A 25169-nucleotide genomic window follows, 5' to 3' on the forward strand; every position below is an offset into this window, starting at 1 on the left:
TGGCGTTAGCGCAAGCGTCCATGCCTCCATGACGTAGCTGGGCGGCGGAAGGGATAATGTTTTTTGAAAAATATTTTGATACGCGTGCCGCCGGGGCATCCGGCATCCGCCGAGATCAGCTCAGCAAGACGATGCCGCCCGGAAAACTGATCATTTCTGCTCCCGTCAAGTCGCGTATCATCGCCAGCGCGCCATCCATCTGGCGGATGGAAAAGCGCATGCGCACGAGGCGGCGGCCCAGTTCGGGATTGCGCAGCAGCACGCGGCCGGGCCGGTAGCGGTTGATTTCATCGACCACCTGGGACAGCGGCTTGCCGGCAAACGACAACGCACCCGTGCGCCAGGCGCTCGCTTCGCCCTTTGGTGCGGCCGTGGCCGCCTGCGCGCCCCCGTCGTCGTACACCAGTTGCTGTCCTGCATCAAGGGTCTGGCGCCGCTGCTGCCAGACCACCTCGACGGCGCCCGCCAGGCAAGTCACGCAGACGGCGTCGCCCGTGTGGCGCACATTGAAGCGGGCCGACTGCGCCAATAAACGCCCCGCGCCCGCCACCACCGACACGGGCTGGCGCGCGCCGCTGGCGAGGATTTCCGCTTCGCCGCCCAGCAGTTCGATCGACTCGGGCGCCCGCACATCGATGCGCGTCTGCGTATTCATCTGCACCGTCATCTGCTGCGACAGGGCCAGTTGCCGCTGCTCGCCCGTGCCCGTGCGGTAGTCGGCGCCAAGCTCCTGCAGCGACGGCCAGGCGCCCAGCGGCGGGCGCAGGGCCAGCACGGCCACGCCGGCCGCCAGCGCGCCGCCGAGAAAAGCGCGCCGCCCTGGACGGAGCGGGAACGCCAGCACGTTCGCCTGCGGCGGCACGGCGGCGGCGCGGGTCAAGGCGGGATCGAGCGCCTGCCACACCTGCCTGAGTTCGCGCCAGGCGCGCGCATGCGCGGGGCTGCGCGCGCACCAGGCGCGCAAGGCGTCGGCGTCGGCCTGCGTGAAATCGTCGGCACGCAGGCGTACCCACCAGGCGGCGGCTTCCCGGCCGATGGCAGTGTCGTCATGTTCAACAAGGTCGCGTGGATCGCGGTCGGAAGCGGTCATGGGATTCATCAATATTTACGGCGGCCCGACACATCGCTGCGCTGGGCCGCATCGGCGTCGGCCATGCACGTTTTACAGTGTTGCATGGCGGCCTGCAATTCTTTCTTCACCATCGCCACGGAAATGCCGAAGCGCTCGGCGATCTCCGCATTGAGCATGCCGTCGATGCGCGCCGCCGTCAGGATGGCGCGGCGGCGCGGCGACAGGCCCGCCAAGGCCGCGTCGAGCGCCTGCACGTCGAGCCGCGCCGAGACGATGCGCGCCGGGTCGCTGATGTCGTCGCCCGTCTCGTCGGCCATGTGCATCAGCTCCTCGCGTTCGCGCTCGGTGACGATGATGCGGTCGCGGCGGTAGGCATCGGTGGCGATATTGGCCGCCATGCGCAGCAGGTAGGCGTCGGGATTATGGACGGGCGCGGCGGCGGGACCGGGCGCCACCATCGCCTCGAGGCGCAGCCAGGTTTCCTGCAGCGCATCGGCCGCATGGTGCTTGCAGCCGACCACGCGTTCCAGGCGCCAGCGCAGCACGGCATAGCGCGCACTGAGGTGGCCTTTGAGCCTGGTGCGCAGGTCGGGCAGGCTCATGGCGCGGAGATTCCTTGCGCGCCAGCGGCGCAATCGACTTCGCTGCCCGGCCCTTGCGGCAGCAGCAGGATGGAGACGGGCTGCGGCATCGACGGCAGCGGCGCCGCGCCAACGCGCATGCCCAGCACCACGCGCGCAATCGCCGTGTCGCGCGCGCGCAAGCCCGTGCTGTCGAGCAGGTGCACGCGGTCGACGACGCCGGCGCGGTTCAGATACAGCTGCAGCGCCAGGCGGTAGCCGCCGGGGCGCGTCTGCGCGGCGCGGCACAGCAATCCCAGCAGCACGTGCTGCAGCCGGCCCACATAGGCCGCGTGGTCGCCGCCGCCCTGCGTGGCGCCCGGGATGTCGGCGGCGGCCAGCATGGCGGCTGGCGGCAGGTCCGCTGCGGCTAACGCCGAAGCTGCGGCCGGGGCATACACGATGACGGCTTGCGCGTCGGACAGGCGGGATTGCAGCCCCGTGCCCTCCAGCAAGACTTGCAGGGCCGCGCCCGCCGCATAGGGGCCGCGCACGGCGGCCGACTGGCGCTGCGCGTAACGCTGGTCGATCAGCACGGCGATGCCCGTGCGGCGGCTGTACAGGTCCAGCGCGTCGCCGAGGTTTTGCGCGGCGATATCGAACTGCAAGACGGCGCCGTCGGCCGGCTGCGCCCGCACGGGCCCCACCGCGGCCAGGAAACCCAGCAGTACCAGGTATCCGGCCAGCGCAAGCACATGAACGGATGCCGGGCTGCCTGTCATATCGCTATCGTGTCGCTATCGTGTGAGGAGTAAAGCGGACGCCTGGGGTGTTTACAATGAACAATCCTTGCGTCAACTGCAACAGACTACACAGCAAACATGACGGCTTCGTGACATGCTTATCACCAATAAATTTCGCCATGCGGGACATCGGACGCGGCAATGATTTCGGCTACACTGGCTGCTACTTTCCCTTTCAGACGCCTGATGATCGAAAAGAATCTGCCCGAGCTGGTCATGCTGAAGCGCCTCATCGACGAGGGCGGCAGTCACCTGGAAGTGGCCGCGCCCTGCAGCATCGCCATCGATGGACGCGCATTTCCCGTGTATTCGATCGCCATGGGCAATCCCAGCCCCGACGTGCCCGTGCTGGGCTTTTTCGGCGGCATCCACGGCCTCGAACGCATCGGCACGCAAGTGCTGCTGTCCTTTTTGGAAAGCCTGGTTGCGCGCCTGCGCTGGGACGCCACCTTGCACCAGCAGCTGGAAACCATGCGCCTCGTGTTCATGCCGCTGGTCAATCCGGGCGGCATGTGGCAAGCGACGCGCAGCAATCCGCGCGGCGTGGACCTGATGCGCAACGCGCCATTGAGTGCGCGCGAAAAAGTGCCGTTCATGCTGGGCGGCCAGCGCTACAGCCCCCGCCTGCCCTGGTACCGGGGCGCGGCCGGAGGGCCGATGGAGGCGGAAAGCCAGGCCGTGTGCGACCTCGTCGAACGCGAACTGCTGTCGCGCCAGTTCAGCATCGCCCTCGATTGCCATTCCGGCTTCGGCTTGCGCGACCGCATCTGGTTTCCGCACGCCCACACCAAGGTGCCGATCGAACACCTGGCCGAGATCGGCGCGCTGGAAGAGCTGTTCAGCCAGAGCTACCCCAACCACAACTATGTGTTCGAGCCGCAAAGCCGGCAATACCGCACGCATGGCGACCTGTGGGACTATCTCTACCTGAACGGCACCAGCTACACGGGCCGCGTGTTCCTGCCCCTGACCCTGGAAATGGGCTCGTGGCTGTGGGTCAAGAAAAATCCGCGCCAGCTGTTCAACCGGGTCAGCATCTTCAACCCCACGGCCGCGCACCGCTTGCAGCGCGTGCTGCGGCGGCACCTGGTGTGGTTCGATTTCCTCATGCGCGCCGCCAGCAGCCACGGCCGCTGGATGCCGGAAGGCTTGCTGCGCAAGGCGCAGCGCCGGCGCGCCCTGGCGCAATGGTACGAATCATGACCACGCCCATCTGGATTTTATTGCGCGGCCTGATGCGCGAACAGCGCCACTGGGGGGAGTTTCCCGCCACCTTGGCGCGCGCCCTGCCCGGCGCCCGCATCGTCACGCCCGACCTGCCCGGCAACGGCACGCGCCACGACGAAGACAGCGCCACCCGCGTGGCCGCCATGGTGGAAGACTGCCGCCAGCACTTGCTGGCGCGCGGCATCCCCGCGCCATACCACTTGCTGGCGCTGTCCCTGGGCGGCATGGTGGCCGTCGAATGGGCAAGCCGCTATCCGCAGGAAATCGCACGCTGCGTGCTCGTCAACACGAGCATGCGGCCCTATAGCCCGTTTTACCGGCGCCTGCGCTGGCAAAACTACGGCGCCCTGCTGCGCCAGTTGCTGGCCGGCGATGCACGCAGCCAGGAAGCGCTGATCCTGCGCCTGACGAGCCGCAGGCACGCCCATGGCACCCCTGCGCTGCTGGCCGACTGGCTCAGCTACCAGCAGGAATATCCGGTCAACCGCTGCAATGCGCTGCGCCAGCTGCTGTCGGCCGCCCGCTACCGCGCCCCGGCGATTCCCCCGGCGATGCCCGTGCTGGTGATGGCCGGCGCGCAAGATCAATTGGTCGACCACCGCTGCTCGCAGCGCCTGGCGCGCGCCTGGCAAGCCGACTGTTTGATCCACGGCGATGCGGGCCACGACTTGCCGCTCGATGAGGGCGAATGGGTAGCGCAGTCGGTGGCGCGCTGGCTGGGGGAAGAAGTGACAGACCACGGCAGGACGGCACAATCATCATGCAGATAACAAGCAGCAGTACGGAGCAACTGGCAGCGCTGGCGGAGGCCGGCGTGCACGAGCACATTTTCCCGGGCGCGGCCTGGGCCATGGGCACCATCGACGACGGCGTGGCGGGCGCGGCCGGGCGGCTCACACCCGAGGCTGCCAGTGCCGCGATGCAGGTCGACACCCTGTTCGACATCGCTTCCTTGACCAAGATCATCAGCGTCTGGTCGCTGACGGGCCGGCTGCTGAAGCAGGAACGCCTGGGCCTGGACACGCGGCTGGCCGACGTGCTGCCCGGCACGCACGGCTATGCGCTGGCGCCCGTCACGATTTTCCAGCTGCTCACGCATACGGCCGGCCTGCCGCTGCGCGCCCGCCTGCGCGCCAGCTATGGCGAGGTGTACGACGATATCGTGCGCGGCGTGCTGCGCGAGCCGCTGGAAGGCATACCAGGCCAGGCGGTCGACTACACCGACCGCGCGGCCCTGATCCTCGGCCTGGTCATCGAGCGGCTGCTGGGCATGCCCCTGGACCAGGCCCTGGAAGAACATGTGCTGCGGCCGCTGGGCATGGCCGCCACGCGCTTTGGCCCGCTGCCGGCTGCGCATGGCAAGCTGGTCGCGCCGACCGAGTATTGCGAGCAGGCGGGCGCGCACCTTGCCGGCGTGACGCATGATTTTTCGACGCGGCTGCTGGGCGGCGTATGCGGCATTTCCGGGCTGTTTTCGAATGTGCCCGACCTGCAGCGCTTCCTGCAGGCGATGCTGGCGCCGGACCGCCATGACGAGGTATTCGACGCCGGCTGGGTGCGTGATTCGCTGACGGTGCAGACGGGTTCCTTGAGCCCGTCGCGCGGCCTGTTCTGGCACCCGGCGGCAGGCAGCGGGCCGCAGGACGACATCTGGTGCCACCAGGGTTTCACGGGCACGGCCCTGTGGATCAGTCCCCGGCGCGGCCGCTATGCGGTGCTGCTGGCCAATAAACTGTACTACACGCGCGATTCCGCCCGGGTCAACGCGCTGCGGCACGCTTTCATGCGCCGCGCCTTCGGTCTTTGAACTTTATAGCCGCAAGCTCACGATGATGGCCAGCAGCAGCGCGCCGGCGGCCGCCAGCAGCGAACTATTAAAACTGTGCGACTGCGCATACAGGCTGCCGGCCAACACGGGGCCGATGATCTGGCCCACGCCATACACCACCGTCATGCCGGCCATCATGTTGGTGCCCGCCTTGACGGCTGCCCGCTGCGCGGCCGGCATGGCGATGGTCACCGTGCCGACGAACGTGCCGCCGACGAGGATGGCGCTGAGCAGGTAACCGGCGGCCGAGGGCGCCAGCACGGGCAAGACCACGCCCAGCGCCTGCAGCAGCAGGTTCAGCCTGAGCGCCTGGCGCGTGCCCAGGCGCTCGTGCAGCCGGTGCCACAGGAAGCACGAGGGCGCCGCCCCGAGGCCGAACACGGCCCACACGTGGGCGGAATTCAAGCCGGGCAAGGCCGCGCCGACCAGCACGGGCAAATACGTGGCCGTGACGATGTAGCCGAGTCCCGCCAAGCCGTAGATCAGCACCAGCGGCCACGGTGCCACGGACGCCAGCGCCGAAGCTGCCCTTTGCGCTGGCGCGTCCAGCGTCGCCAGTCCGCCAGCGGCAATCGCGGGTGCGGCCGCCAGCCCCGCCAGCGCGGCGACGCCGGCCAGCAGCAGCCACATGCCTGCGCTGTGCCAGCCCAGCTGCGATGCCAGCACCAGCAATTCGGCCGAGACGGCGATGCCCACGCCCACGCCCGCGTACAGCAGCGGCGCGCTGCGGCCATGCCGGCGCTGTTCCAGCAGCCACAAGGAAGCGGCCACCATGGCCAGGGCGCTGAAGACGCCCGCCACGCCCCGCACCGCCACGATGAGCCAGACGGGCATCGGCACGGCCAGCACGCCCAGGCACAGCGCCGTGCCGGCCGCCGACCACAGGCACAGCCGGTGCGCGTCGTGGGCCCGCGCGCGCATGGCCAGGATGGCGCCCAACAGGTAACCGGCATAGTTGGCCGAGGCGGCCAGGCTGCCTTCGCGCAAGCTCAAGACGCCTTCCTCGACCATCTGCGGATAGATGGCCGTGAAGGCGAAGCGGCCAAAGCCCATGCCGATGGCGAGAATGACCGCCGCGGCGATAGCCGAAGGCAGCCTGGACGCCCCGCTCACGGCGCCGCCTCGCCGAGCAGCGCCAGCAAATGCTGAAAGGCGGGCACGTCGAATCCGACTCTCCACACGAGCACCGTGTCGGCTTGCCCGGCGGACAGCGTTGTCAAGGTGGCCGGCGCATCGGACAGCGCCAGCACGCTGGCCGGCAGCACGGTCACGCAGGCGCCGGCCGCCACGCAGGCGATCATGGTGTGATACGAACTCAGCTCCTGCACGCGCCAATCGGTCGAACCTGCAACGCCCAGCAGCTCTTCGGCGATGCCGCGGTAGGTGCAGCCCTGCGGAAAGGCCGCCAGCGAGCGCGTGCGCACGTCCGCGGCACGGCGCGCCTGCCCTTCGCTGGCCGGCAACAGCAAACACAGTTCCTCGCGCCACGCGGCGGTCGATGCCAGCCCCAGCTCTTCCAGCGCGGCGGCGCCGCCGAACGCTGGCGGCAAGGCGACGAAAGCGCAGTCGAGCAAACCCGTGCGCACTTGCTCGATCAGGGGGCGCGACGGCCCCGTGCTCAGCGCCAGGCGCGTGTCCGGATGGCGGGCGTGATACGCGGCCAGCAGCGCCGGCAGGCGGCTGGCCGCCGTGCTTTCCATGCTGCCCACGCGCAGGGTGCCGCCGTCGCGCCCGCCCGTGACGACATGCCGCGCCTCTTCCGCCAGCGCCAGCAAACGCTGCGCATACTCGAGAAAGCGTTCGCCCGCCGCCGTCAGGGCCATGCGTTTATTGGCGCGCACGAACAATTCCGCGCCCATATCGGCTTCCAGCTGCTGGATGCGCGTGGTGACGCTGGACGGCGCGCGGCCCAGCCTGGCTGCGGCCTGGGTGACGCTCAGTTCACTGGCCACGGCGCAAAAAATCGTCAGGGATTCCATGTCCATCATGTTCTCAATTCAAGAATTATCATGCTATTATATTCTTCAAATAAGAATATTGCACAATGTCCTCAATTTCATGAAGGAAACATCATGAGCACGTCCCAGCGCTTCCTCGACCGTCTCGGCTTGCAGCACCCCATCATCCAGGCGCCGATGGCGGGCGTCTCCACGCCGCGCATGGCGGCCGCCGTCTCGAACGCGGGCGGCCTCGGTTCGCTGGCCATCGGCGCCGGCACTGTGGCGCAGGCGCGCCAGATGATCGCCGACACGCGCGCGCTGACGGACCGTCCCTTCAACGTGAATGTGTTCTGCCATGCGCCGGCGGTCAGGGATGCGCGGCGCGAGGCGGACTGGCTGGCCCATCTGGCGCCCCTGTTTGCGGAACTGGGCGCGGCCGTGCCTACGGAACTCGACGAGATATATCAAACCTTTCTCGGCAATGAGGCAGCGTTTGCCCTGCTGCTGGAGCTGCGCCCCGCCGTCGTCAGCTTCCATTTCGGCTTGCCGGCGCGGCAGCAGATCGCCGCCCTGCGCCAGGCCGGCGTCTACACGATGGCCACGGCCACCAATCTGCGCGAGGCGATGCTGATCGAACAGGCGGGCGTCGACGCCATCGTGGCGCAAGGCGTGGAAGCGGGCGGACACCGTGGCGTCTTCGACCCGCAAGCGCCGGACGAGCGCCACAGCACCAGCGTGCTGCTGCGCCTGCTGGCCGGCCGCACTGCTCTCCCCCTGATCGCGGCCGGCGGCATCATGGATGGACAAGGCGTTCGCGCCGCGCTGGACCTGGGCGCCGCAGCGGCCCAGCTGGGCACGGCGTTCGTGCTGTGCCCGGAATCGTCGGCCAATGCGGGCTACCGGGCCAACCTGCAAAGCGAACGGGCCGCAAGCACGCGGTTGACCAGCGTGCTATCGGGCCGACTGGCGCGCGGCATGGTGAACCGGCTGATCGAACACGGCGAAGCGCCGGGCAGCCCGCCGCCCGCCGACTATCCCGTCGCCTACGATGCCGCCAAACAATTGAACGCCTTGGCCAGCCGGCACGGCGACAGCGAATTCGCCGCGCAATGGGCCGGCCAGGGCGCGCCGCTGGCGCAGGAAATGGGGGCGGAGGAACTGGTGTCGGCACTGGCAAGGGAAATGGCGGCCTGATGCCGGGATGCTTCTGGCAATACGGAGGCGCATCCCGGCCAGTCACACCACGGCAGCGCTGAATGACTCGGGCCGCCGCGCAAGCAGGTGAGACAGCCGCTGAAGACCGGCCTGCAAGCGTCCACGGTCCTTGATGCTGCCCAAAGAGATGCGAATGGCGTTCACGGATGCGCTGCCCGTTGCGAACGCCTCCGCCGGCGTGACGGCGATGCCGTAGCTGGCGGCTGCGAGCGCAAGCTGCGAGGAGTTCCAATACGCGGGCAACTCGAGCCATACATGCAGACCGTCTCCGGCGCCGCTGTAGCGTCCCGCCAGCACATCGCGCGCCATCCGGTGGCGCAGGCGCGCCTCCTTGCGTACGCCTTCCATCAATCTGTCGGCCGAGCCGTCGAGTATCCACTGCGTGGCCAGGGCGGCCGTCAGAGGAGCGACCATCAGCGCAAATGATCTTAGCGCGACCAGGAAACGCTCGCGCTCCGCCGGGTCGCGTATCAGCACGAAGGCGACACGCAAGCCGGGCGTCAGGCATTTCGACAGCGTCGAGATGTAGAGCACCTGTGCCGGGGCAAACGCGGCAACGGGCGGCGGCGGCGCATCGGCAAGAAGCCAGTAGGGATCGTCCTCGACGATGCGTACATTGCAGCGCTGCGCAATGCCGGCCAGCTCCCTGCGCCGGCGTTCCGGCATGGTGATGGCGGTCGGGTTCTGCAATGTCGGATTGAGGTAGACCAGCGCGGGCTGGTGCTGGCGGCACGCTTCCTCTAGCAGCTCAGGCAGCATCCCGTGCTTGTCCGCGCCCACCGCGATGACGTGCCGGCCGAACTGGGCCGCTGCGGCACGCAAGCCCGGATAACTCGTCGGCTCCGCCAGGATCACATCGCCAGGCTCCGTCAGCGCAAGGATCAATGCGGCGATCGCCGCTTGCGCACCGGGACAGACAACCACCTGCCTTGAATCCAGAGGTCCGAACATCGGTTCCAGCCATCTTGCTCCGGCCTTGCGGTCGGAGTCGCTTCCCCCGCCCAAGTGATAGGTCATCAGCAACTCATTATCGGCGCGCATCAGTACTTGAGACAAACCTTGTCGCAACATGTCGTCGAAGTCCACGCCCTCGGGCGGTGGCGGCGTATTCATGCTCAGGTCGAGGATAGCGGTCAATTCGACTTTCGGCGCCGCGACATACGTGCCGCGCGCGCCGCGCCCCTCCAGCAAGTTGCGGCGTCTGGCTTCGTCGTAGGCGCGCGTGATCGTCGTCAGGTCGACGCCCAGCTGTGCCGCCAACTGGCGCTGCGTCGGCAGACGGTCGCCCGCTGTCAGCGAGCCGTCTGCCACCGCCACCTGCAAGGCATCCGCAATTTGCAAAAAACGTGGCCCCTTGTTCCCGGCCAATCGCGGCAACCAGCCCGTCAAATTTTCATCTTGTATGGTTTTTAACTGGGACATTTTGTCTCAATGTATGGAGATTGTTTTAAGGTAGTATGCCTCATAACGTGCAGCAACACCATCCTTGCATGGCAGTCGCAGACGTTTTTTCCTCACTCATCCGCATGCGGCGCATCGCTGCGCTCGATACCGTCGTTATTTCAGAGCTGGCTATAATGAAAGAGTCAAACAGGATGCCTGGGGGGATAGTGGAAGAAAAAGTTGGAACAGAAGCTGCTGAAGCAGCAATTTGAGGCAGTGCGCCTCACGACAGATAGTGTCAAGTAATCAAGTAATAGACTGGAAATACGCAAAATGATCGATTGGACCCCTATAGTCTTCGTGACATTCAAGGCACTCGTGCTCGCCACGGGCATGTTCTTCGCCATCAAGTGGCATTACGATCAAGGCAAGAAGGATAAGGACAAGGCGAAGCAGAATCGCGCGGTGCTGCGCGCGAGCGGCAAGGTGGTCGCCATCTTCGCGCTATTGCTTCTGGCACTCGGGATCGTCACCTTCTTCGTCGTCAGCATGGTCGGTCTGGACATGACCATGCCCTGATGACAGAAGGCGCCGGCCGATATGCAGCGATGCGGCAGCAATTTCCCGCCGCGGTGTTTCGCGCAGGCCTGCCTCAGCAAGCGATTGGACGGCGAGCCTTTGGTTTTCTACGTCCGGCGGCTTCCCTCAGGACGTCTGCCGCGGGAGCTGTTCGGCAAGTCCGATGAGGATGCCTTCGGGACCACGGATGTAGCAGAGCCGATACATGTGCTCGTACCGGACTACTTCGCCGACCAGCTTCGCGCCGCGCTGGACGAGCCGGACGAGCGTATCGTCGATATCCTCGACGGTAAACATGATACGCAGGTAACCGAGAGCGTTCACTGGGGCGTCGCGGTGATCGGCGACCACGGCCGGCGCGAGGAAACGGGATAACTCGAGACGGCTGTGACCGTCCGGCGTACGCATCATGGCAATCTCGACGCGCATGCCGCGCAGACCGGTGACGCCATCGGCCCAGTCGCCTTCAATTGGGGCGCGCCCTTCGAGAACGAGACCAAGTTCGGTGAAGAACGCAATGGCGGCATCGATGTCTTCCACGACGATGCCGACGTTGTCCATGCGCTTGACTGTCATATTGCCTCCTGGGTGTCTAAGAGCCCCGCTACGGCAACCTGTGCCGGAACGTCGGCTCGATATTGCGCGCATGCAGCCAGCGCACGATGTCCTCCAGTGTAGCGTCCTGCAGCAGCAAGCCTGGCTGCGTAACGGGCTGTACCGCCGGTAATGGCGCGGCGACGGGCGCGAGAACGGGCACGGCATCAGCCAGCCCCGCATGTCCCTGCAGCTTCGCCAGCGCCTGCGCGAATTGTGCCGGAGTGATGCTGCGCAAGCTTTCCAGGAAACCCAGCTGGGCGGCGGGCGGCGGCGGCATGTCCAGGCCCGGCTCGTCGACGAAGGCGGCGCCCATGCTGGGATGAATGAAGGCGGCCCACTTGCCCGACGGCTGCAAGGCGGGCGGCAGCGCCACCTGCGCTACGTAGTCTGGCGGCGCGACGGCGAGGATGTCGGTCGACGCAGGCAAAAAGGTCGAGCGCAACAGCTGCACGAACTGGCGCGCCTGGGCAACGGGCACGGGCGTGGCCAGAGACAGCCATAACTGGAACGCCGCGCCCGAGATACTGACGGCGGGCGCAGGCAAGTCCAGCTCGTGCTGCACGGCATTGGCGATCATGCACAGCGCGCTCCAGTGCGCCTCGCCGCCACCCTTGCCGCCAAACTCCAGCACCAGCGCGCGCGTCAGGCCGCTCTCGGTCACGAGCTGTACCACCACCGTCTGCTCGCCCGACAGGTGGCGCGCCAGCACGGCCGGCGTCAACGGCTGGACGCCGCCCTGCGCATCGACGTAGTGCTGCTGTTCCTCGAACAGATACAGGCGGGTGAGTTCGGAAATCAGTTTATGCATGGGCGGCCTCGTAATGACGTTGAGCAACACTTGCCAACGTGCCCCGATTATAGCCTTCCCGCCCTTGACGCACCTTCGCTCCCGGCGCCAAACACCAGCCAGCTGGCCGCGGCGAACAGGCAGGCGGCCATGCCGCCGTACAGCATCACGGCACCAAAGCCTTGCGCGAGCGCAAGCTGGGCCACGCCGGCGCCACGGCGGCCGCCGAAGCGTTCGGGCAATTGCTGCGCGAATGGTCAGCCGCTGCGGCGACGTGACCTTGCAAAAAAGTGTAGCCTTCGCAGCTGGGCATTGTCAGGCCAAAGGACCTCCTCCCCATGACATCTCGTACTTTCCTCGTCACCGGCGCGACACGCGGCATCGGCCATGCCATCTGCACCCTGCTGCATCAGCAAGGCCATCGGGTGATCGGCATCGCGCGGCACGTTGCGGGCGTCGACTTTCCGGGCACCTTGGTGGCCTGCGATCTGGCCGATCTGGCGCAGACGGCGCAGGTTCTCAAGGCGCTGGAAAAACAGTTTGATATCGATGGCATCGTCAACAATGCGGGCATTGCCTCGCCCCAGCCGCTGGGTCAAATCGACTTTGCCACCTTGCAGAGCGTGTTCGACCTGAACGTGCGCGCCGCCATCCAGGTGACACAGCAGTTCGTGGATGCGATGAAGCAGCGCCGCTATGGCCGCATCGTGAATATCTGCAGCCGCGCAGTCTACGGCAGCGTGGACCGCACCGCCTATTCCGCCGCCAAAAGCGCCCTGGTCGGCTGCACGAGAACCTGGGCGCTGGAGTTGGCCCAGCACGGCGTGACGGTCAATGCGATCGCCCCAGGCCCCGTGGAAACGGCACTGTTCCGCAAGGCGCGCCCCGTCGGCAGCGAAATGGAACGCCAGGTGCTTGCCACGATACCGATGCGGCGGCTGGGACAGCCGGATGAAGTCGCTGCCGCCGCCGGCTTCCTGCTATCGGAGCAAGCCAGTTACGTGACAGGCCAAGTCTTGGCAGTGGATGGCGGAGGCAGCCTCGGCGGGCGCGCGTGAGCCATCCGCACCAGCAGCATGGCGCACGCGTTTTTCTTGCTGCTTGCCCCCTTGCGCTATCCCGGGCTTTGAGCCAGCGCAATCGTTCGCCGGGCATGACCAGCCACCGCACGAACACGCATTTACCGGCGGCTCCCGCAGGACTATAGTGGCGTCTTCCCAACCTGTTCGAGGATAGGATCGCCATGAAACTCTTTTACTCGCCGGGCGCCTGCTCGCAAGCACCGCACATTATTTTGCGCGAAACGGGCATGCCATTCACCCTGGCCAAGGTCGACCTGGGCCAGCACCGCACACAGGAAGGCGGCAATTACTATGAACTCAACCCGAAAGGCCAGGTGCCGCTGCTGGCGCTCGACGATGGGACGACCTTGAGCGAAGGCCCCGTCATCGCCCAGTACATCGCCGAACAGGCCGGCAGGCAGGACCTGCTGCCGCCCGTGGGCAGCTTTGCCCGCTACCAGGTGCTGGAATGGCAGAACTACATCACGTCCGAGCTGCACAAATCGTTCAGTCCCCTGTTCGATCCCCGCTTCGATGCCGCCACCAAGGCCTTGTTCATCGAGCAATTGGGCAAAAAATTCAAGTGGGTGGACAGCCGCCTGGAAGGCCGGTCCTATCTGACCGGCGACACGTTCACGGTCGCCGACGCCTACCTGTTCGTCATCACGGGCTGGGCGCCGAACGTGGGCGTGGACTTGTCCGCGCTGGCAAATCTGCAAGCCTTCCTGGGCCGAGTGTCCCAGCGCGACAGCGTCAAGGCTGCTTGGGAAGCGGAAGGATTGAGCAAGGCCGCTTGAACGGCCGTGTCCCTGCATGCCCGGCTCTGTGCGAAAATGCCCGCCTTCGCCATTGCCGGACTTTGCCCATGCCGCACGCTGCCTTCGCTACCCTTGCTGCCCTTTCCGAGCGCGACGCGCGCCGCATCGCGCGCCACGCCCAGGCGGCCGATACCGCCCGCTTGCTGCATCCGGTCCAGCAAGCCTTGCTGCACCGGCGCGGCTGGCTGACGATGCTGGCGCCGCGCAGCGCGGGCGGCGCCGAGCTGCCCCTGCCACACGTGGTGCGCCTGGAAGAAGCCGTGGCCGCCGTCGATGGCAGCATGGGCTGGGTGCTGACCCTGTGCGCGGGCGCCGGCTGGTTCGCGGGCTTTCTGGCGCCCGACATGGCGCGCGCCATCATCGGCACGCCGCGCGCCTGCCTGGGCGGCAGCGGCGCGGCCACCGGGTACGCGGAGGAAGAAGGCGACGGCTACCGCATCACGGGCAGCTGGGACTACGCCAGCGGCGCGCCCATGGCGACCCACTTCACCCTGAACGCCCGGCTGCGGCGCGCTGGCCAGCCCCTGCTCGACGAACAAGGCCAGCCGCGCATCCGCGCCTTCCTCGTGCCCGCCGCGCTGGTGCGGCTGGTGCCCTCGTGGAACAGCATCGGCATGCGCGCCAGCGCCTCGCACAGCTACCGCATCGACGGCCAGTGGCTCGGCAAGGAACACGGCTTTACCATCAGTCCCGCGGCCGCGACGGCCGACGGCCCCCTGTACCGCTACCCGTTTTATTCGCTCGCCTACGTGACCCTGGCTGCCAACGTGGCCGGCATGACCGCGCATTTCATGGAATTGGCCGAAGAATGCATGCGCCACCGCCGCCACGCGCGCGCCGGCCTGCCGCTGCTGGAGGTGCCGGAAGTATTATCCATGTTGCAAGACAAGCAAGACGCATTCATCGCCGCCCGCGCGCGCTTTTATGCCGTGCTCGATGACAGCTGGGCAACGGTGGCTGCCGGCGCAACGCTCGACGCGGACGCCATGCAGGCCGTGCAAGAGCGTGCGCTGGCCCTGGTCGCCGCGTGCCGCGCGGCAGTCGACGGCCTGTATCCATACTGCGGCCTGTACGCGGCCCGCGAAGACAGCGCCATCAACCGCGTCTGGCGCGATTTCCATACGGCCAGCCAGCACTCCTTGCTGCTGCCATAAGGCGCTGGAACGCAGCTCCCGATGGCGGGCATGGCCGGTTGGGCATGCGAACGCCATGCCAGCCGGATTGCCTGATAATATGGGGACATTGCTACTTCTCGCTCCCTCTTATCCATGCACGTCAACACGCTCAGCAGCCTTGCGCAACTTTTGGCCAGCGCCGAAACGGAAACCCTGGCCTTTCCCACCAGTATCAACACGGCCCTGCTCCTGCAAAAGGAACTGGCCAACCCGGATTGCCACTCGGCCGACATCAGCCGGCTGCTGCTGTGCGAACCCACCTTGTCGGCGCGCGCCGTGGCGCTGGCCAATTCGGCCATGTTCGCGTCCGGCCACACGCCCGCCATCACCAGCGTGCGCGCCGCCGTCGAGCGGCTGGGCCACCGCAACCTGTATGCGCTGGCGACGGCGGCCGTCATCCGCCAGCTGAACGCGGGCATCCGCGACGAAGCCTTGCGCGCCCGCGCCACCCAGCTGTGGGCGCACACAGTGCATGTGGCGGCGCTGGCGCATGCGCTGGCAGGCGCCGTCACGCAGACGGATGCCGATACGGCGCTGTTCGCCGGTATCGTGCATGAAGTAGCCGGATTTTATTTGCTGGCCCAGGCCGACAAGACCCCGGGCCTGTACGCCGAGCTGGAAACGCAGATGGCCTCCACGCTGGAAGTGATCGGCCGCGCGCTGATGCGCCAGCTGGGCGTGCCGCTGTCGGTGGCCGATGCCGTCAACGCCTTGCCCGGCTCGACCATCATGTTGCCGCCCGAAGGCTTGCGCGACACCCTGCTGCTGGCCAAGGCGCTGGCGCCCGTGCCTTCGCCGCTGCCGCAGGCCTACGTCACCATCAGCGCGCCGCTGCAGGCTTACCTGGAGCACGACCCCGTGCTGCAGGCGCTGCGCACGCAGCCGTCGGCCGAAGCGAAGGCCCTGATCAAGGTGCTGCTCAGCTGACGGCCGATCTGCTATGATGGCGCAGGCCCGGACGGACCCGGCCCGCTTTCATTGACGTGCACTGGAAAACTGCCTTGACTACCTCCCTACGCATGCTCGGCCTGGCCGCAGCTCTGACCATGGCGTGCAACGCCAACGCCGACAGTTTCGTTTCCTCGGCCTCCAGCGCCGGCTCCCAGTCGAGCGGCAGCATATCCGATTCGCTCAACGGTTCGAGCAACAGCTCCTCGCGCGACAACAAGGTGGCCAATGGCCCCTACCGCATCATCGACGTGGCCGCCGTGCCGGGCCGCGACGGCATGACGCGTTTGACCATGCAGGCCGAGGCCACGGCCACGCCGCTGGTGCTGGACTTGCCGCAGGCGGCGCTCGACAAACAGCAGCTGGCGCAAGGCGACATGGTGCATGCGCAAAACCGCGCCTACGGCATCGAATTCTCGCGCAACGACACGCGCACCGCCTTCTTCCTCGTGCTGGCCGACGACTGGTACGGCGAACTGGCCACGCGTCCCGTCAGCCTTTGATTCGTTTTCTCCCGCACCGCCCGGCACTGCTGCTGGGCGTTTGCGCCATCTTCAGCGCTGGCGCCGCCCAGGCAGACACCTCGCTGGCCTCGTCGCGCTTTTGCGACCGCGCGCAGGAACTCACGGCCACGGAACAGGACCGGCTGCTGCGCTTTGCCGCCGTCGTGCGCGAGGAACTGGCCGCCAGCGAAGGCAGCGTGGCCCTGATCAGCCGCTCCGGCCTGGACCTGGCGCGCTTCGGCATCCGCTATTCGCACGCGGCGCTGGCCTGGCGCCACGACAACGACAGCGGCTGGTCCGCGCGCCAGCTGTACTACGCCTGCGACGAAGGCCGTCCGCGCATCTTCGACCAGGGCACGGCAGGTTTCGCCATGGGCACGGCCAATCCATCGCTCGGCTACATCTCGCTGGTGAAACTGCCGGCCGAAACCGTGCCGCCCCTGCGCCGCGCCCTGCTCGACCCCGTGCGCGTGCAAGAGCTGCTGGCGGGCCGCTACAGCGCCAATGCGTACGCTTTCAATTTGAAATACCAGAACTGCAATCAGTGGGTGGCGGAAATGCTGGCCGCCGCCTGGGGGGAGCTGGCCGCGGGCAGCGACTTGCGCGCGCGGGCCCAGGACTGGCTGCGCGCCGCGCCTTACAACCCCGCCGCCGTCGACGTGGGCGCCCGCTGGCTGATGCTCGGTTCCATCTTCGTGCCCCTGGTGCACATGGACGACCATCCGCCCGAAGCCATCGGCACGATGCGGCTGGCAGTGAGCCTGCCGGCCAGCCTGGAAGCGTTCGCGCGCCAGCGCCTGCCCGCCAGCGAGCGCGTGGAAATCTGCCACGACGGCAAGCAGGTGGTGGTGCACCGGGGCTGGGAACCGGTCGCCGACGGCTGCGTGCCCGGCCCGAACGACCGCGTCATCGCCCTCGACGATACGCCGCACGACACGCCCTAAGCAGTCCGGGCGGCCAGCGCCGCTTCGACCTGATCGAGCAGGTGCGCAGGCTGCGGCCCCTGCCCCATCAGGCGGGCCACCTCGCCGCACGCCAATTGAACCTCGGGCGCGGCCAGCAAACGCGCCAGCTGGCGCCGCATGCGCCCGGCCGACAAACGCCTGGCCAGCAAGACATCGCCTACCCCGAGCCGTTTGATCCGCCAGCCATTGTCGAACTGGTCGTAGGCGAACGGCACGATCAGTTGCGGGATGCCCGCGCGGAAGGCATCCGCGCTGGTGCCGATGCCGCCATGGTGCACCACGGCCGCCACGCGCGGCAGCAGGGCCGCGAACGGCGCGTACGCCTGCCACATGACGCTGGGGGGCAAGTGCTGCGGCAGCTGCGCCGCATGGGACGTGAGGAACAAGCCGCGCCGCCCCAGCCGCCGCAACACGTCCAGGGCGATGCTGAAATAGCGTTGCGCGTGCTGGTGCCCGGTCCCGGGCGTAAAGACGATGGGCGGCTCGCCCTCGCCCAGAAAGCGTTCCAGCTCCGGCGGCAGCGCCGCGGCGCCATGCGGGGCGGCGCCGGCGAAACCGGCTTGCACGAAATGCGGCGGCCAGTCCGCCTGCGGGGCGGCGAACCAGGCGGGAAACAGCCCCAGCGAGGCATCGGGCGCGGCCAGCATGTGCGCGAAAAAATGCGCTTCGGGCGGCAGTCCGTGCTGCGCGCGCGCACCGTTCAGGCCAGGCAGCAGCACCGGATCGACCATGCCGCGGTGGATCATCCGCCACAGGGCCTGGCGCCAGGCGAGCGGCACCCAGGCGGGAATGCGCAGCGAGCCGGCCGCCAGGAAATCATGGCTGCTGCACAGGTTCGATGGCGCCAGATAGGCCGCGACGATGCGCAGGTCCGGGCGTACCGAGCGTGCCAGGGCGGCCATCGGCACGAGGAAGGGATGGCACAGCACCACGCACTCTTCACCGTCCGGCAAGCCTTGCACGACGTCGCGCACGGCGCCCAGGTACGGCACGAGGCCGCGCCACACGACGCCCCAGCCCTTGCGCTCATCCCACAGGCCCGGGTCGCCCAGCATGGCCTGCCCCTCTTCCTGCGTGCCGAAGGTGCGATACGGCAGCCTTGACGCCTGCGCAGCCGCTTCCTGCCAGCCCGGCACCAGCAGCAGCACGCGCCGCCCCCGTTGCCGCAAGCCCTGCGCCAGCGCGATAAATGGTTGCATGTCGCCGCCGGTGCCGTTGCTGGCAACGATGACGAGCGGCGCCGACGGGTGGCGGTCATCCGCCATGGTGGCCTCCGTGCCTGGCGGCGCTCATCGGTGCGCCCCACGCGCCGTCAGTTGCAACATCATGTCCCACTGGTCGATGCCGGGTCCGAAGCCATCGGGCGTCACCTTGACCGGCACGAAGCCGAAGCGCGCATAAAAGCCCTGCGTGTGCTGGCTGGTGTTCATGCTCACCCCGGCCACTTGCGGCACGGCGCGGATGGCGTCCAGGCGCGCCTGCGTCAGCGCGCGGCCCAGTCCCTGGCCGTGCACGTCCTGCGCCACCATGCCCCAGCACAGGCTGGCGACCGTGCCGCCCGCCTCGATCGCATGGCCGCCGCAGGCGACGATGCGCGTTGTTCCCTCGACCGCACGTTCGATGACCAGATACGGCTGCGTTGATGCTTCCAGCCAGGCGACGAAGGCCGCGCGCTCGGACGGGTCGAAAAAGCGCGGCGTATTGCCGTCGAAAAGAGCCAGGCAGGCGTCGCGGTCGCCGGCCCGGTAAGGACGTACTGTTTGCATTTTGCGTACTCAAAAGAACATGAACGCCGATTATACGGGCTGCGCGTTCAGGCCAGCTGTTCCGAACCGACGATATGTACACCCGGCGCGGCGGCCAGCGCCGCTTCCAGCAGGGCGGCGGCGATGCGCGGCGCGGGATTGATGCGCCAGCGGCGCGGCAGCACGGGCCCCAGCACGCGCAGCAGGCGCAAGGCGGCACCCTCGCCCGCGCGCGTCACGTCGCGCTCGCCGCCGATCAGCCCGGGCCGCACATACGTGAGCGACGCAAAACCCAGCTGCTCCAGGTCGCGTTCCAGTTCGCCCTTGACGCGGTTGTAGAAGATACGCGAGCCGGGATTGGCGCCGGCCGCGGAATTGAGCGCGTACGCGCGCGTGCCGGCCGCCAGAGCCAGGCGCGCCACGGCCAGCGGGTAGTCGTGGTCAACGCGCCGGAACGCCTGCCGCGTACCGGCCACCTTCATGGTCGTGCCCAGGGTGCAGATGACGGCATCCATCTGCCACCACGGCGCGCCGGGCGGCAAGCGGTCGAAATCGACGAGCGGCGCATCGAGTTTGGGATGCGCGGGCAAGGGCTTGCGCACGGGGGCGACGATCTGGCTGACGCGCGCGTCACTGAGCGCCAGGCGCAGCACTTCGCGGCCCACGAGGCCGGTGGCGCCCACAAGCAATAATTTCATGGCTTTCCCGTTAAAGTTGCTGTCAGCCACCACCATACACGGAACTCAGGACAGGCGCAGCGCCAGCGCCGCCAGGGTCGCCAGCAGCACGGGCACGGTCAGCACGATGCCGATGCGGAAGTAATATCCCCAGGAAATGTGGATATTCTTGCTGTCGAGCACATGCAGCCACAGCAAGGTAGCCAGGCTGCCGATGGGCGTGATCTTCGGGCCCAGGTCGCTGCCGATGACGTTGGCGTAAATCATCGCCTCGCGCACGGCGCCCTGCGCCGTCGTCGGGTCGATGGCCAGCGCGCCCACCAGCACCGTCGGCAGGTTGTTCATCACGGACGACAACAAGGCCGTCAATACGCCCGTGCCCAGGGCCGCGCCCCACACGCCGTACTGGGCACTATGGTTCAGCAGTCCCGTCAGGTACGCCGTCAAGCCCGCATTGCGCAAGCCGTACACGACCAGATACATGCCCAGCGAAAAGACGACGATTTGCCATGGCGCATGACGCAGCACATGGCGCGTGGAAATCACGTGCCCCTTGCCCGCCACGCCCAGCAGCAGCGCGGCTCCGACGGCGGCGATCAGGCTGATGGGTACGCCCAGCGCTTCCTGCGAGAAAAAGCCCACCAGCAGCAGCGCCAGCACCAGCCAGCCGGCGCGGAAGGTGGGCAAGTCGCGGATGGCGGCGCCCGGGCGTTTCAGCTGCGCCACGTCATAGTCGCGCGGGATATCCTGGCGGAAAAAGATCAGCAAGGCCGCCAGGGTGGCGCCCACGGCGACGACGTTGACGGGCACCATCACGGACGCGTACTCGGCAAAGCCGATCTTGAAATAGTCGGCCGAGACGATATTGACCAGGTTCGACACCACCAGCGGCAGGCTGGCCGTGTCGGCGATGAAACCGGCCGCCATCACGTAGGCCAGGGTGGCTTTGGCGGAAAACTTCAATGCCCGCAGCATGGCGATGACGATGGGCGTCAATATCAGCGCGGCGCCGTCGTTGGCGAACACGGCGGACACCAGCGCGCCCAGCAAGACCAGCAAGGTAAACAACTTGCGCCCGCTGCCGCCGCCCCAGCGCGCCACGTGCAGCGCCGCCCACTCGAAGAAGCCGGCCGCGTCGAGCAGCAGGCTGATGATGATGACGGCAATAAACGTGCCGGTGGCATTCCACACGATATGCCAGACGACGGGGATGTCGCCCCAGTGGATCACGCCGGCCAGCAGCGCCGCGCCGGCGCCGATGACGGCGCTCCAGCCGATGCCCAGGCCGCGCGGCTGCCAGATGACGAGGGTTAAGGTGGCGAGAAAGATCAGGAAGGCGGTGAGCATACGGCAAGGTTCCGGAGAGGGCAGCAAGGCGCGCAATCGCGCCAAGGCCGGTGAGTGGATGCAATGATTCCATAATACTGGAAATATCAAATAGAATCAAAGCCATCATTCACCTGACCGCAACTGGCCGGCACGGCGCCTTGCCAAGCCCTCCCTATTCCGATAGCTGCACAGCTTTTTTATCGAAAAGGAACCAGCTCGTATCGACCTTGACGAGCAGCTTGGTCGGCGACAAATACTCGGCCGTCACGGAAACAGCATCGCAGTCTTCCTTCAGGACGATCAGGCTGGCCATGGAATTGCTGCGTATATTCGTCTTGTACGCCGTATGATATTGCTCAGGTTCCCCTGCCGGCCATGCCAGTTGCGTATCCTGGGCTACCTTGGACATCTTTTCCGGCGCCGAAAACGTTCCGTCATAGCCGTGATAACTGACGCAGACGCTGACGCCATCGCCCGCATCGACCCGGAATTCCCGCGCGCCGATGTCCACCGGCGCCACCAGCGTCTGATAATTCATCTGCCAGCGGCGCTTGGTCGCACTTTGCGCCCAATCGTAGATCAGGGCCACGCCCGCCTTCGGGTTATAGGCGACCGTGCGCACCGCGCCTTGCAGCAAGGGGTTCCAGACTGACGTTTTTATGTCGCGGCTGCGGTAGGCGTCCGTGGCATCCCCGGTGGCGACCGACCAGTCGCTCGTCTCGGCCGCATGAAAATTGATCAGCCTGCCATGTGGCTGCATATAAAACAGCGGCGCCCCCGGCGCAACGGGGCTTGCCGCCGGCTCGGCCTGGCCTATGCCGGCGTCCTCATATCCCTCTCCCGCGTCGAACGTCAGCGCATTCTTGTAGCGCGTGGCGCGCCTTATCTTCTGCTCCGGCAAACTGCCAAATTCATCATAGATGCCGCCCGAAATGAAAATACTCTTGCCTTTTGACACAAAGGTAAACGCATTGTTGTCCGCATGGCTGTGGTTGATGGCGCCAAGACGGCTGGAACGGAAGAACAGGCTGGAACGCTGCGGATAGGCCGTATTGGAATGCATGGCGACCACGCCCGCATCCTCGAACAGATACGTGCGTTTCAAGATGGGCAGCACGGCGGGCTCAACGGGCGGTCTGATTGCCGTCAGAAAATAATGATGGAAAGGCAAGGCAAAGGACTGTGTCTGCTCAATATTGTCCCGGTAATACCATTCATCGACAGGATTCTGCGATACCTGGGCAAACAGGCGGTAGGAGTTCCAGGCATAGGATTCATAATCCCCCGTCAGGTTGCTGCCGTCGCCGAACGTGCCGCGCACCTTGCTCCAGCGGTTCCGCACCGTCTGCGCATGGAAATTATCGCCGAACTGCCGCAGCGCGGGGATACGGCTGAGATCCACGTTGGCCATCAACAGATACGAGGCCAAGGCCGGCGCATAGGCATTGAGCGTGTTCCACGCGTAACTGACACCATTGCCGAACGCGCTGTCCGTGCCGCCACCCCACGTGCCCGAACTCGTGATCAGCGTTTCCCAGGCAGTGGTAAAACGGTCAACCGGCGCCAGCGGCTTGCCTTTTGCATTGCAGGACTTGTCATATTCGGCACCCTGTTCAAACGTCACGTCGCCGGCCGGTCCCTGGCCGACGGCACCGGCCGACAGCATCAGGGTTTGCACCGCATAATAGGCCGCGGCCAGCACATGGGAGTCATACGGATTGGCGCGCAAACTCGCCTCCATCTTGTACATCAGCGGGTTGAGCCGTTGGTTGATCACATTGATCAGCACATAGCGGTCCGCCGTGGTCATGTTGTTGTAAAACATGTCCAGCCCCTGGGCCAGGGTGAGCATGATCTGCCTGTTGGCCTGGTCCTGCTGGCATTCGCCGGTAGCGCCGTCGGGCGCCCAGCTGGCCAGCTGCAGCAGGCGGGCGATGGCCTGTGCGTGATACCGCTGGTCGCCCTTGAGCAGCGCCGCCACGGACAACCGCTCTATCCCCTGGGCAGCCCTGAACGCTGCGTCGGCGATAACTTCCGGTTTCAGGCCGATGGGCTCCGCGGGCATGGCGTACTTCGTATTGGCCAATACCTGCTCCGCCTCGGCCAGGTACGTTTTGTAGGATGCCGCCAGGGGGCTGGCCTGCACGGCGGCGTGGATGGCCGACGCTTGCATGACCTGGCCATCGGCCGCCAGCGGAATCAAGCGCGGATGCAAACGCGGTCCTATCCTGGCGATGACTTCGGCGGCGGTGGGCAGATCGGGCAGGTTGTCGACGGCATTGCCGTCGAAATGAAAGCGCCGGACCGCGCCGGACCTGCTCTGGCCGTTCGGCAGGCGATACTGCACCTGCCACGTGTACAGCCCGGTTTCACTCAACAGTTCCGGCAGGATCAGCGAGGTACGCGTCGTGGTTATCTGCAATGGACTCTTTCCGCTAGGGAAATTGAGCGTCAAGACCATCTGCGTGGCGTTATAAATCTCCGGCCAGACAAACACGGGGTTGCGCACCTTCACCGAGGCGCAGTCGCGCGGCTCGATGCGCGCATACTCATGGCTGAGGACAAAATCGGGCTCCTGCACGGGTTTGCAGCCGGTCGCGTACGCTTCGGGAATATAGTCCTTGTCCAGCACTATCCCGGGAGACAGTTCGATGGTACGTGTGGCGGTTTCCACCCCGCCGGGAGTGCTGGCCGTCAAGGTATGGCGTAAGGTGGAGGCATCGCCGGCCGCATACCTGACAATCTGGCTGTTGCCGCTGACCGGCACGCCATTGAGCGTGACCGTGGCTGCCCCGCTCACCTCCCAGTGCAGGCGCACCGGCTGGCCCTCAACCACCTTCAGGTGATCGGCATCGAATGCCAGGATCGCGGGCGCAGCGTGTGCGCCGCCTATGCAAACCGATAACAACAGCGCGACATGGGACTGACGCATATCTACTCCTTTTGCAATGTGAACCAGAAAAGACACCAGTCCCGCAGAACACTGAGGAATAGTGATGTTACAATTATAATAACATCAAGGCGGCAGAACGCTTGTTATTTTGAAATCATTTCCACGCACGACAGGCGCGCCCCATACGCATGGCGGCAAGCAACAGCGGAAAATGGCGATGCGTCAAGCCCGCGTAGCATTCCGAAAGCAGATTCGCCGGCAATCAAGCCATCTTATGCCTGCACATGGTGTGCGCTACGCACCGCCCGGCGCACCGAGCACGGCTTCGACTTCCGCCTTGCACTGCAATAGCGCCGACAGCAGCTGTTCCCGCTGGGCGTGGAAACGCAGGGCCGGCACGCCCAGCGACAGCGCGTAGCGCTCGCTCGTCCCCGTGTTCAGGGCCACGCCGATGCCGCACACGCCCGGCGCGTGCTCTTCCATATCGACGGCGTAGCCCTGCGCGCGTACCTGTTCCAGGTGCGGCAGCAGTTGCGCAAGCGCCGTGATGGTCTGGTCCGTGCGCGCTTCCAGGCGTTCGCCGAACAGCCGGGCCAGCGCGTCTTCCGGCATCTGCGCCAGCAAGGCCTTGCCATGCGCGGTGCAGTGGATCGGGTAGGCCGTTCCCACGGCCGACACGACGCGCAGTTCATGGTCGGAACAGTACTGGTCCACCGACACCGCATGCAGGCCGCGGTACACGCACACGTCCACCGTTTCGCGCGTGCGCCGGCCCAACGCTTCCGCATACGGCCGCAGGACCGCCACCACGTCCGTATGCGCCGACGCCGCCAGACGCGCGATGGCCGGACCCAGCTTCACCCCGCCGGCGCCGGAACTGACCAGTTGCTGGGCTTCCAGCGCGGCGACGATGCGGTGCACCGTGGTGCGCGGCAAGTCCGCGCCCTTGGCGATCTGCGCCAGGCTCAGGCCGCCCGTCTGGTTTTCCAGCGCGCGCAGCACCGCCGCCGCGCGCGCAATGACTTGCTTGCCGCTATTACCTTCGTTTTCTTCACTCATTTCTT

General features: G+C 66.5%; 27 protein-coding genes. 12 read left to right on the plus strand and 15 right to left on the minus strand.

The window, feature by feature from the left end; translation table 11 throughout:
• Positions 1 to 115: 115 nt before the first annotated feature.
• From AC1RBA_RS05615 to AC1RBA_RS05625, 3 genes are read right to left on the minus strand one after another with little or no spacing between them, the layout of a single operon-like run.
• Complete coding sequence (locus AC1RBA_RS05615) at positions 116 to 1090, minus strand: FecR family protein (RefSeq protein ID WP_492417093.1); 975 nt, start codon at positions 1088 to 1090, stop codon at positions 116 to 118.
• 8 nt (positions 1091 to 1098) lie between these two features.
• Complete coding sequence (locus tag AC1RBA_RS05620; RefSeq protein WP_070312884.1) at positions 1099 to 1674, minus strand: RNA polymerase sigma factor; 576 nt, start codon at positions 1672 to 1674, stop codon at positions 1099 to 1101.
• Complete coding sequence (locus AC1RBA_RS05625; RefSeq protein ID WP_492417094.1) at positions 1671 to 2414, minus strand: hypothetical protein; 744 nt, start codon at positions 2412 to 2414, stop codon at positions 1671 to 1673. The genes AC1RBA_RS05620 and AC1RBA_RS05625 overlap by 4 nt, the downstream gene beginning before the upstream one ends.
• Before the next feature lie 207 nt (positions 2415 to 2621).
• On the opposite strand from AC1RBA_RS05625, the gene AC1RBA_RS05630 reads away from it, so the two are divergent.
• From AC1RBA_RS05630 to AC1RBA_RS05640, 3 genes are read left to right on the plus strand one after another with little or no spacing between them, the layout of a single operon-like run.
• Positions 2622 to 3638, plus strand: coding sequence for a M14 family zinc carboxypeptidase (locus AC1RBA_RS05630; RefSeq protein ID WP_230506081.1), 1017 nt, complete (start codon positions 2622 to 2624; stop codon positions 3636 to 3638).
• Positions 3635 to 4432, plus strand: coding sequence for an alpha/beta fold hydrolase (locus tag AC1RBA_RS05635; RefSeq protein WP_492417096.1), 798 nt, complete (start codon positions 3635 to 3637; stop codon positions 4430 to 4432). The genes AC1RBA_RS05630 and AC1RBA_RS05635 overlap by 4 nt, the downstream gene beginning before the upstream one ends.
• Entirely contained in the window at positions 4423 to 5469 is a 1047-nt protein-coding gene (locus AC1RBA_RS05640) for a serine hydrolase domain-containing protein (RefSeq protein WP_492417098.1), read from the plus strand. The genes AC1RBA_RS05635 and AC1RBA_RS05640 overlap by 10 nt, the downstream gene beginning before the upstream one ends.
• A 3-nt stretch (positions 5470 to 5472) precedes the next feature.
• Here AC1RBA_RS05640 and AC1RBA_RS05645 read toward each other — a convergent pair whose 3' ends face one another.
• Both AC1RBA_RS05645 and AC1RBA_RS05650 read right to left on the minus strand, forming a co-directional pair.
• The gene (locus AC1RBA_RS05645) at positions 5473 to 6603 is read right to left on the minus strand and encodes a YbfB/YjiJ family MFS transporter (protein ID WP_492417100.1); all 1131 of its coding nucleotides are present in this window, start codon (positions 6601 to 6603) and stop codon (positions 5473 to 5475) included.
• Positions 6600 to 7475 (minus strand): LysR substrate-binding domain-containing protein, encoded by an 876-nt coding sequence (locus AC1RBA_RS05650; RefSeq protein ID WP_492417177.1) that lies wholly within the window; start codon positions 7473 to 7475, stop codon positions 6600 to 6602. Before AC1RBA_RS05650 ends, AC1RBA_RS05645 begins: the two co-directional genes overlap by 4 nt.
• An 87-nt stretch (positions 7476 to 7562) precedes the next feature.
• On the opposite strand from AC1RBA_RS05650, the gene AC1RBA_RS05655 reads away from it, so the two are divergent.
• Positions 7563 to 8624, plus strand: coding sequence for an NAD(P)H-dependent flavin oxidoreductase (locus AC1RBA_RS05655; RefSeq protein ID WP_492417102.1), 1062 nt, complete (start codon positions 7563 to 7565; stop codon positions 8622 to 8624).
• Between the two features lie 42 nt (positions 8625 to 8666).
• Here the strand turns inward: AC1RBA_RS05655 and AC1RBA_RS05660 are convergent, their stop codons facing one another.
• Positions 8667 to 10067 (minus strand): aminotransferase-like domain-containing protein, encoded by a 1401-nt coding sequence (locus tag AC1RBA_RS05660; RefSeq protein WP_492417104.1) that lies wholly within the window; start codon positions 10065 to 10067, stop codon positions 8667 to 8669.
• A gap of 68 nt (positions 10068 to 10135) precedes the next feature.
• Here AC1RBA_RS05660 and AC1RBA_RS05665 point away from each other — a divergent pair, with 68 nt between their 5' ends.
• Together AC1RBA_RS05665 and AC1RBA_RS05670 are read left to right on the plus strand one after the other, a co-directional pair.
• On the plus strand, positions 10136 to 10300 hold the full coding sequence (locus AC1RBA_RS05665; protein WP_492417105.1) for a hypothetical protein: 165 nt from the start codon (positions 10136 to 10138) through the stop codon (positions 10298 to 10300).
• 61 nt (positions 10301 to 10361) lie between these two features.
• Positions 10362 to 10607 carry a hypothetical protein gene (locus AC1RBA_RS05670; protein WP_070224327.1) on the plus strand — a complete coding sequence of 82 codons (246 nt, stop codon included), beginning with the start codon at positions 10362 to 10364 and terminating at the stop codon, positions 10605 to 10607.
• Between the two features lie 126 nt (positions 10608 to 10733).
• Here the strand turns inward: AC1RBA_RS05670 and AC1RBA_RS05675 are convergent, their stop codons facing one another.
• From AC1RBA_RS05675 to AC1RBA_RS05685, 3 genes are read right to left on the minus strand one after another with little or no spacing between them, the layout of a single operon-like run.
• Positions 10734 to 11183 carry a VOC family protein gene (locus tag AC1RBA_RS05675; RefSeq protein ID WP_492417107.1) on the minus strand — a complete coding sequence of 150 codons (450 nt, stop codon included), beginning with the start codon at positions 11181 to 11183 and terminating at the stop codon, positions 10734 to 10736.
• Between the two features lie 28 nt (positions 11184 to 11211).
• Entirely contained in the window at positions 11212 to 12012 is an 801-nt protein-coding gene (locus AC1RBA_RS05680) for a TOTE conflict system archaeo-eukaryotic primase domain-containing protein (protein WP_492417108.1), read from the minus strand.
• 47 nt (positions 12013 to 12059) lie between these two features.
• The gene (locus AC1RBA_RS05685; protein WP_492417110.1) at positions 12060 to 12233 is read right to left on the minus strand and encodes a hypothetical protein; all 174 of its coding nucleotides are present in this window, start codon (positions 12231 to 12233) and stop codon (positions 12060 to 12062) included.
• Between the two features lie 96 nt (positions 12234 to 12329).
• On the opposite strand from AC1RBA_RS05685, the gene AC1RBA_RS05690 reads away from it, so the two are divergent.
• From AC1RBA_RS05690 to AC1RBA_RS05715, 6 genes are all read left to right on the plus strand, one after another.
• On the plus strand, positions 12330 to 13049 hold the full coding sequence (locus AC1RBA_RS05690; RefSeq protein WP_492417112.1) for an SDR family oxidoreductase: 720 nt from the start codon (positions 12330 to 12332) through the stop codon (positions 13047 to 13049).
• A 185-nt stretch (positions 13050 to 13234) separates the two neighbouring features.
• Positions 13235 to 13849, plus strand: coding sequence for a glutathione transferase GstA (gstA, locus tag AC1RBA_RS05695; protein WP_121669246.1), 615 nt, complete (start codon positions 13235 to 13237; stop codon positions 13847 to 13849).
• Positions 13850 to 13917: 68 nt separating this feature from the next.
• The gene (locus AC1RBA_RS05700) at positions 13918 to 15024 is read left to right on the plus strand and encodes an acyl-CoA dehydrogenase family protein (RefSeq protein ID WP_492417114.1); all 1107 of its coding nucleotides are present in this window, start codon (positions 13918 to 13920) and stop codon (positions 15022 to 15024) included.
• A gap of 150 nt (positions 15025 to 15174) precedes the next feature.
• Positions 15175 to 15972 (plus strand): HDOD domain-containing protein, encoded by a 798-nt coding sequence (locus AC1RBA_RS05705; RefSeq protein ID WP_227741955.1) that lies wholly within the window; start codon positions 15175 to 15177, stop codon positions 15970 to 15972.
• A 92-nt stretch (positions 15973 to 16064) separates the two neighbouring features.
• A complete protein-coding gene (locus AC1RBA_RS05710; protein ID WP_492417178.1) occupies positions 16065 to 16496 on the plus strand; it encodes a hypothetical protein in 432 nt (143 codons plus the stop codon).
• Positions 16493 to 17440 carry a DUF2145 domain-containing protein gene (locus AC1RBA_RS05715; RefSeq protein WP_492417116.1) on the plus strand — a complete coding sequence of 316 codons (948 nt, stop codon included), beginning with the start codon at positions 16493 to 16495 and terminating at the stop codon, positions 17438 to 17440. The genes AC1RBA_RS05710 and AC1RBA_RS05715 overlap by 4 nt, the downstream gene beginning before the upstream one ends.
• Here AC1RBA_RS05715 and AC1RBA_RS05720 read toward each other — a convergent pair.
• From AC1RBA_RS05720 to AC1RBA_RS05745, 6 genes are all read right to left on the minus strand, one after another.
• Positions 17437 to 18726 carry a glycosyltransferase gene (locus tag AC1RBA_RS05720; RefSeq protein ID WP_492417117.1) on the minus strand — a complete coding sequence of 430 codons (1290 nt, stop codon included), beginning with the start codon at positions 18724 to 18726 and terminating at the stop codon, positions 17437 to 17439. The genes AC1RBA_RS05715 and AC1RBA_RS05720 overlap by 4 nt on opposite strands.
• Positions 18727 to 18750: 24 nt before the next feature.
• Positions 18751 to 19227, minus strand: coding sequence for a GNAT family N-acetyltransferase (locus tag AC1RBA_RS05725; RefSeq protein ID WP_409026507.1), 477 nt, complete (start codon positions 19225 to 19227; stop codon positions 18751 to 18753).
• 47 nt (positions 19228 to 19274) lie between these two features.
• Entirely contained in the window at positions 19275 to 19904 is a 630-nt protein-coding gene (locus tag AC1RBA_RS05730) for a Rossmann-fold NAD(P)-binding domain-containing protein (protein ID WP_409026508.1), read from the minus strand.
• A gap of 45 nt (positions 19905 to 19949) precedes the next feature.
• Positions 19950 to 21230: an arsenic transporter gene (locus tag AC1RBA_RS05735; RefSeq protein WP_492417120.1), complete on the minus strand. Its 1281-nt coding sequence runs from the start codon at positions 21228 to 21230 to the stop codon at positions 19950 to 19952.
• A gap of 154 nt (positions 21231 to 21384) precedes the next feature.
• A complete protein-coding gene (locus AC1RBA_RS05740) occupies positions 21385 to 24180 on the minus strand; it encodes a heparinase II/III domain-containing protein (RefSeq protein ID WP_492417121.1) in 2796 nt (931 codons plus the stop codon).
• A 219-nt stretch (positions 24181 to 24399) separates the two neighbouring features.
• Positions 24400 to 25164 carry an IclR family transcriptional regulator gene (locus tag AC1RBA_RS05745; protein WP_492417122.1) on the minus strand — a complete coding sequence of 255 codons (765 nt, stop codon included), beginning with the start codon at positions 25162 to 25164 and terminating at the stop codon, positions 24400 to 24402.
• Between the last annotated feature and the right edge of the window lie 5 nt (positions 25165 to 25169).

The organism is Janthinobacterium sp. GW823-FHT03B06 (assembly GCF_058796955.1).